This window comes from Sphingomonas azotifigens NBRC 15497, assembly GCF_002091475.1.
GTDB lineage: Bacteria > Pseudomonadota > Alphaproteobacteria > Sphingomonadales > Sphingomonadaceae > Sphingomonas > Sphingomonas azotifigens.
Genome location: NZ_BCTR01000071.1, coordinates 21,709 through 28,884, shown reverse-complemented (window position 1 = coordinate 28,884; position 7,176 = coordinate 21,709). Strand labels below are relative to the sequence as shown.

Here is a 7,176-nt window from a genome sequence, read left to right as displayed (position 1 = left end):
CCCGCTTGCGGGAGGGGTTAGGGGAGGGTGCGTGAGGGTAGCGGGCGACATCGTCGCAGAAAGAGCTTCCACGTCGCACCCTCCCCCTGCCCCTCCCGCAAGCGGGAGGGGAGTTAGGCTTGCCCCCTCCCCCGGGCCCGCTATCACCAACGGGCCAAGCACAACGGGGAGGATCCATGGCCAGTCTGTTCCGTCTGAAATCCATCACCGCCGCGGAGGACCAGCCGCATGCGCATCGCCTGGCGCGCACGCTCGGCTGGTATCATCTGGTGGCGCTGGGGGTGGGCGCGATCGTCGGGACCGGCATCCTCACCCTGATCGGCGTCGGCGCGGACCGCGCCGGGCCCGCGGTGATCCTCTCCTTCGTCGTCGCCGGGGCGATCTGCGCCTGCGCCGCGCTCGCCTATGCCGAGCTGGCGACGAGCATCCCCACCTCGGGCAGCGCCTATACCTACAGCTATGTCGCGCTGGGCGAGATCGTCGCCTGGGTGGTCGGCTGGAGCCTGCTCGCCGAATATACGCTGGTCGTCGCCACCGTTGCGGTCGGCTGGTCGGGCTATGCCACGCCCTTCCTGACCGGGCTGGGCGTGCCGGCCGAGCTCACCCATGGCCCGCAGATGGTCGCCGGGCAGGTGGCGCATTGGGGCGTCAACGTGCCGGCGCTGTTCGTCGTCTGGGTGGTCGCCGGACTGCTGATCCTCGGCACCCGCGAAAGCGCGACGCTCAATGCGATCCTCGTCGCGGTGAAACTGGTTGCGCTCGCGGTGTTCGTCGCCGTTGCCCTGCCCTATTTCGATTCCGCCAATTTCGATCCCTTCGCGCCGTTCGGCTATTTCAAGCAGGCGAGCGGCGGGGTCGAGCGCGGCATGATGGCCGCCGCGGCGATCATCTTCTTCGCCTTTTACGGCTTCGACGCGATCTCCACCGCCGCCGAGGAAGCCAAGAACCCCGGCCGCGATCTGGCGATCGGCATCGTCGGATCGATGGTGGTGTGCGTCGCCATCTACATGGTCGTGGCCCTCGCCGCCGTCGGCGCGCTGCCCTATAGCCGCTTCGCCGCAAGTCCCGAGCCGCTGGCGCTGATCCTGCGGGACATCGGCCAGCCGGGCGTCGCCAAGTTCCTCGCGCTGAGCGCGGTGGTCGCGCTGCCCACCGTCATCCTCGGCTTCCTGTTCGGCCAGAGCCGCATCTTCTTCGTGATGGCACGGGACGGGCTGTTGCCCAAGGCGCTCGCCAAGGTATCGCGCCGCGGTTCGCCGGTGCGCATCACGCTGTTCACCGCCGCGGTGGTCAGCGTCTTCGCCGCCTTCCTGCCGATCGACGAGATCGCCGCGCTCGCCAATGCGGGCACGCTGACCGCCTTCGCCGCGGTCGGCCTGTGCCTGCTGGTGCTGCGGCGCCGCGCGCCGGAGCTCGTCCGCCCATTCCGCACGCCCGCCGCCTGGGTGGTGGGCCTCGGCGCGATCTTCGGCTGCCTCTATTTGTTCCTCAGCCTGCCGACCAAGACGCAGATATGGTTCGGCTGCTGGAACCTCTTGGGTCTCGTCGTCTATTTCGCCTATGCCCGCCGCAACGCAGCAAAGGGTGAAGCATGAGCGGTTGGACGATCGGGATCATCGGCGGTTCGGGCCTGTACGATGTCGAGGGCATCGAAGGCGGCGAATGGGTGGAAGTGGCGAGCCCCTGGGGCCAGCCATCGGACGCCTGCTTCGTCGGCCATGTCGGGCAGGTGAAGGTGGTATTCCTGCCGCGCCACGGCCGCGGCCACCGCATCAGCCCCTCGGACCTCAACGTCCGCGCCAATATCGACGTGCTGAAACGGCTGGGCGTCACCGACGTGCTCGCCGTATCGTCGGTCGGCTCGCTGGCGGAGGAGCGCGCGCCGGGCACCTTCACCATTGCGGACCAGTTCATCGATCGCACCAAGGGCCGCACCCCCAGCTTCTTCGGCACCGGCATGGTCGCGCACGTCTCGATGGCCGACCCGGTCTGCCCGCGCCTCTCCGCGCTCGCAGCCGAGGCGGCGCAGGCGGCAGGCGCCACCACGCATGTCGGCGGCACCTATCTGGCGATGGAAGGCCCGCAATTCTCGACTCGCGCCGAGAGCAACCTCTATCGCAGCTGGGGCTGCGACATCATCGGCATGACCGCGATGCCCGAGGCCAAGCTCGCCCGCGAGGCCGAGCTGCCCTATGCGCTGGTCGGCATGGTCACCGACTATGACTGCTGGCGCGAAGGCGAGGAGGCGGTCGATGTCGCACAGGTGATCGCCCAGCTCTCGAACAATGCCGAAAAGGCGCGGAAGATGGTGATGCACCTGCTGCGCAACCTGCCGGCCGAGCGCACGCCGTCGCCGATCGACACGTGCCTCGACATGGCGCTGATCACGGCCCCCGCGGCACGCGATCCGCAGCTGCTGGCGAAGCTCGACGCCGTTGCCGGGCGGGCGCTCGGCTGATGGCGCGGCATCTTCTCGCAGCGGCGGCGCTGCTGGCCGCCGTCCCCGCGCTGGCGCAGGAAGCCCCGGCCGATCCCTCGCAGGATCTGCGCTGGCAGAGCGCCCAGTCGCTCGCGCTGGCCAGCCGCGGCTCGGCGCAGGGCTGGCGAGCCCTCGAGGGCGGCTTGCGCTGGCGCCGGGTGAAGGGCGACGGCACCGGCGTCCATCCCAAGGTCACCGACATGGTGACGCTCCACTATGCAGGGACCTTCGTCGACGGCACCGAGTTCGACAGCTCCTATGGCGGCCCGCCCGCGCGCTTCCCGCTCGATCGGCTGATCCGCGCCTGGCAGATCGCGGTGCCGCTGATGGGCGTGGGCGACACGATCGAGATCGCAGTGCCGGCCGAGCTCGGCTATGGCTTCCAGGGCAAGGGCCCGATCCCCGGCGGCGCGACGCTGCTGTTCAAGATCGAACTGCTCGGCATCGGCGACAGCTGACACGAAAACAGCCCCGCGCCGGATCGGAGCGGGGCCGCCTTTCGCTGCCTATGGCGATGGATCAGGCGTAGCGAACCTGCAGCTTGCGGGTCCGGTAGCGCATCGCGCCGCCGATCGCCGCAAAGCCGAAGATCAGCATCGCCCAGCTTTCCGGCTCCGGCACGGCATTGCCGGCGGCAACCCAGCTCCGGAACACGTCCGCGGTCGTCGCCTTGTAGCCAGGGTTGGCGAGGACATCGACCTTGGTGTTCCAGCCGATCGCGTCGAACAGCCCCAGGTCGGCCGAGGTAACCTGGTCCATCAGCCCGCCGCAGGTATAGGGGTTCATCACCCCGATGAAGTTCTGGCAGGTATCGTTGGCCTTCCAGTGCGATGCCTGCCAGGTGTCCCCAAAGTCTTCGCCGGTGGAGAAATAGGCATCCCCCTGGAACGGCGTCGCGCCGCCATCGATCGAGAAATAGGCGGGCTGGTTGAACGCCCAGTTGAGCGAGTCCTCCCCGGTGTAGCGGAACAAGTCGGCGGTGGTCGCGAAGGCGTAGTCATCGGGCTTGAAGCCCGTGCCGACATTATAATCGAACGTGTCTGCACCACTCAGGAAACCGAGCGCGTGCCCCATTTCGTGAATGGCGACGCCGATAAAGTCGTAGGTGCCGCTCTTGATCCCGTCCAGCGGATTGAAATCGAAGGCGAACGTGCTGGAGAACTGGATCTGCGCGTCGGCGCCGCCGATGGCGACGTCGAACGCCTTCAGATTGGCCGAGCTGATCACGACATTGCTGGCGAGATCGCTCCCATTCGGCGCGATGCGGACGCCGTTGTCGGCGATCCCGTCCTTGGTGATCGGATTCGCATAGGCCGGCACGATCGCGGTGACGCTGCCCTTGGAACTGACCGGGGCGAGATGCGCGACAACGGACGCGTCCAACGCGCTGTTCCCCGTCAGTGCCAACGCCTCCTGATAACTACCGATGTCGACGACGTATTTCCGCGTCAGGGTGCCGCCGAGCACCTTGGGGCCGAGCGGCGCGAAGCCGACATTGAAGTTCAGCGTCACATTATTGGTGAGGACGCTTTCCCAGTAGCTGGCAGCGATCTTGAAGCCGAGTTCGGCGGGCGAACCCTTCACGCCACCGATGTCGTTGAGCACGATCTTGGTATTTGCCGAAGCCGGTACGGCGGTCATCGCCATGCCGAATGCCGCTGCTGTGGCCAGCAGCCCCTGTACCATCTTGTTCATCCAGACCCCCTTGTCTCGATCGATGATCCCCCGGCTTTTTTCTCGCATTGCGAGATAACCGGTTGTTAACCAAGCTGACCGACAGGAGGGGATTTGGTCAAGGCATAAATGTTACATTGAAACGAATATTTGAAATGATGTTTCGTCCACGATACAAGTGATATTCATATGTTCGCATATGAATATGCGTTCTTGCCGGCACGTTACGCGCATGAAAAAGGCCGGCGCCTTCTCGCGAAGGCACCGGCCTCTTGTTTTCATTGGGCGATCAGGCCGCGAGCTTGCGCAGCACGTAGTGGAGGATGCCGCCGTTGAGGAAATATTCCAGCTCGTTGACGGTATCGATCCGGCAGCGGGTGAGGAAGGTTTCCGACGAGCCATCGGCGCGGGTCAGCTTCACTTCCACGTCCTGGCGCGGGCGGAGGCCCGCGACGCCGGTGATGGTGAAGGTTTCCGAGCCGTCCAGCTTCAGCGTCTCGCGGGTCACGCCCTCGGCGAACTGCAGCGGCAGCACGCCCATGCCGACCAGGTTCGAGCGGTGGATGCGCTCGAAGCTCTCGGTGATCACCGCGCGCACGCCGAGCAGGTTGGTGCCCTTCGCCGCCCAGTCGCGCGACGAGCCGGTGCCATATTCCTTGCCCGCGACGATGACGAGCGCGGTGCCGTCCGCCTTGTGGCGCATCGCGGCGTCGTAGATCGGCATCACTTCGCCGGCATATTTGGTCATGCCGCCTTCGACGCCCGGCACCATCTCGTTCTTGATGCGGATGTTGGCGAAGGTGCCGCGGACCATGACTTCATCGTTGCCGCGGCGCGCGCCGTAGCTGTTGAAGTCCTTCTTCGACACCTGGTGCTCCTGGAGGAACACGCCGGCGGGCGAATCCGCCTTGATGCTGCCCGCGGGCGAGATGTGATCGGTGGTGATCGAATCGCCCAGGATCGCCAGCGGCTTGGCGTCGACGATATCCTGCACCGGCGCCGGGGTCATCGACATGCCGTCGAAGTACGGCGGGTTGTGGATGTAGGTCGACGAGGTCGGCCAGCTATAGGTGTCCGACACGGTCACCGAAATGCCCTGCCAGTGGCTGTCGCCCAGATAGACGTTGCCGTAGCGCGAGCGGAACATCTCGTCGTTGATGTTGGCGTTGATCAGGCCCTGGATCTCCTCGTTCGAGGGCCAGATGTCCTTGAGGAACACGGGCGTGCCGTCCGAACCGGTGCCGATCGGGGTCTCGTACATGTCCTCGGTCACCGTGCCCTTCAGCGCATAGGCGACGACCAGCGGCGGCGAGGCGAGGAAGTTGGCGCGGACGTCCGGCGAGACGCGGCCCTCGAAGTTGCGGTTGCCCGACAGCACCGAGGCGGCGACGATGTCGTTGCCGTTGATCGCCTGGCTGATCGGCTCGGCGAGCGGACCCGAATTGCCGATGCAGGTGGTGCAGCCATAGCCGACCAGGTTGAAGCCGATCGCATCGAGATCCTCGGTGAGGCCGGCCTTGTTGAGATAGTCGGTGACCACCTGCGAGCCCGGGGCGAGCGAGGTCTTCACCCACGGCTTGCGGGTCAGGCCCTTTTCGCGCGCCTTGCGGGCGACGAGGCCGGCGGCGATCAGCACCGACGGGTTCGAGGTGTTGGTGCAGCTGGTGATCGCGGCGATCACCACGTCGCCGTCGCCGATGTCATGGTCGCGACCCTCGACGCTCACGCGCGCGGGCTGCTCCTTCTTGTACACCTTGGTCAGGTCGCCGTTGAACACTTCGTCGACGCTGTCGAGGCTGACGCGGTCCTGCGGGCGCTTCGGGCCGGCGAGCGACGGACGCACGGTCGACATGTCGAGCTCGAGCGTGTCGGTGAAGATCGGCTCCACCGCATCTTCGCCGTGCCACATGCCCTGCGCCTTGGCATAGGCCTCGACCAGCGCGACATTCTCTTCGCTGCGGCCGGTGAGGCGCATGTAATCGAGCGTCTTGTCGTCGATCGGGAAGAAGCCGCAGGTCGCGCCATATTCCGGCGCCATGTTGGCGATGGTGGCACGATCGGCGAGCGTCATCGCGTGCAGGCCGGGGCCGTAGAACTCGACGAAGCGGCCGACGACGCCCTTGGCACGCAGCATCTGGGTGACGGTGAGCACCAGGTCGGTCGCGGTGATGCCCTCGGCCAACTTGCCGGTGAGCTTGAAGCCGACGACTTCGGGGATCAGCATCGACACCGGCTGGCCGAGCATCGCGGCTTCCGCCTCGATGCCGCCCACGCCCCAGCCGAGCACGCCCAGGCCGTTGACCATCGTCGTGTGGCTGTCGGTGCCGACCAGCGTATCCGGATAGGCGATCGTCGCGCCATCGGGCGCCTGCGACGACCAGATCGACTGGGCGATATATTCCAGGTTCACCTGGTGGCAGATGCCGGTGCCCGGCGGGACCACCGAGAAGTTGTTGAGCGCCTTGGAGCCCCACTTGAGGAACTCGTAGCGCTCGGCATTGCGCTCATATTCGAGCTTGACGTTGTCTTCGAAGGCCTGGGGCGTGCCGAACTCGTCGACCATCACCGAGTGGTCGATCACCAGGTGCACCGGCACCTGCGGATTGATCTTGGCCGCATCGCCGCCAAGCTTGGTGATCGCGTCGCGCATCGCGGCCAGGTCGACCACGCAGGGCACGCCGGTGAAGTCCTGCATCAGCACGCGCGCGGGGCGATACTGGATCTCGCGGCTGGGCGCCTTGGGGTTCTGCTGCCAGTCGACGATCGCCTGGGCATCCTCGGGGGTGACGGTCACGCCGTCGTCGAAGCGGAGCATGTTCTCCAGCAGCACCTTCATCGAGAAGGGCAGGCGGCTGACGTCGCCGAGCTTCGCCGCTGCCTTGGGGAGCGAGTAGAAGCTGTAGGTCTTGCCGGCGACGGTGAGCGAGTCACGCGTGCCGAGCGTATCGTTGCCGATGGCGGTCATGAGGCGCGGGGTCCTTTCCCTAATTAGGTCCGCCGGGCGCTCGGTGGACGCAGCCCAT

General features: G+C 66.3%; 5 protein-coding genes. 3 read left to right on the top strand and 2 right to left on the bottom strand.

Annotation, left to right across the window (positions count from 1 at the left end; translation table 11 throughout):
- Positions 1-176 precede the first annotated feature (176 nt).
- From SAZ01S_RS20315 to SAZ01S_RS20305, 3 genes are read left to right on the top strand one after another with little or no spacing between them, the layout of a single operon-like run.
- Positions 177-1,595, top strand: coding sequence for an amino acid permease (locus SAZ01S_RS20315; protein WP_084584077.1), 1,419 nt, complete (start codon positions 177-179; stop codon positions 1,593-1,595).
- Positions 1,592-2,458, top strand: coding sequence for an S-methyl-5'-thioadenosine phosphorylase (locus SAZ01S_RS20310; protein WP_084584076.1), 867 nt, complete (start codon positions 1,592-1,594; stop codon positions 2,456-2,458). Before SAZ01S_RS20315 ends, SAZ01S_RS20310 begins: the two co-directional genes overlap by 4 nt.
- Positions 2,458-2,937: an FKBP-type peptidyl-prolyl cis-trans isomerase gene (locus SAZ01S_RS20305; protein WP_084584075.1), complete on the top strand. Its 480-nt coding sequence runs from the start codon at positions 2,458-2,460 to the stop codon at positions 2,935-2,937. The genes SAZ01S_RS20310 and SAZ01S_RS20305 overlap by 1 nt, the downstream gene beginning before the upstream one ends.
- 61 nt (positions 2,938-2,998) lie before the next feature.
- Here the strand turns inward: SAZ01S_RS20305 and SAZ01S_RS20300 are convergent, their stop codons facing one another.
- Together SAZ01S_RS20300 and acnA are read right to left on the bottom strand one after the other, a co-directional pair.
- Positions 2,999-4,174, bottom strand: a complete 1,176-nt coding sequence (locus tag SAZ01S_RS20300) for an NF038122 family metalloprotease (RefSeq protein ID WP_084584074.1) — start codon at positions 4,172-4,174, stop codon at positions 2,999-3,001.
- Between the two features lie 268 nt (positions 4,175-4,442).
- Positions 4,443-7,118, bottom strand: a complete 2,676-nt coding sequence (acnA, locus tag SAZ01S_RS20295; RefSeq protein ID WP_084584073.1) for an aconitate hydratase AcnA — start codon at positions 7,116-7,118, stop codon at positions 4,443-4,445.
- Positions 7,119-7,176 lie beyond the last annotated feature (58 nt).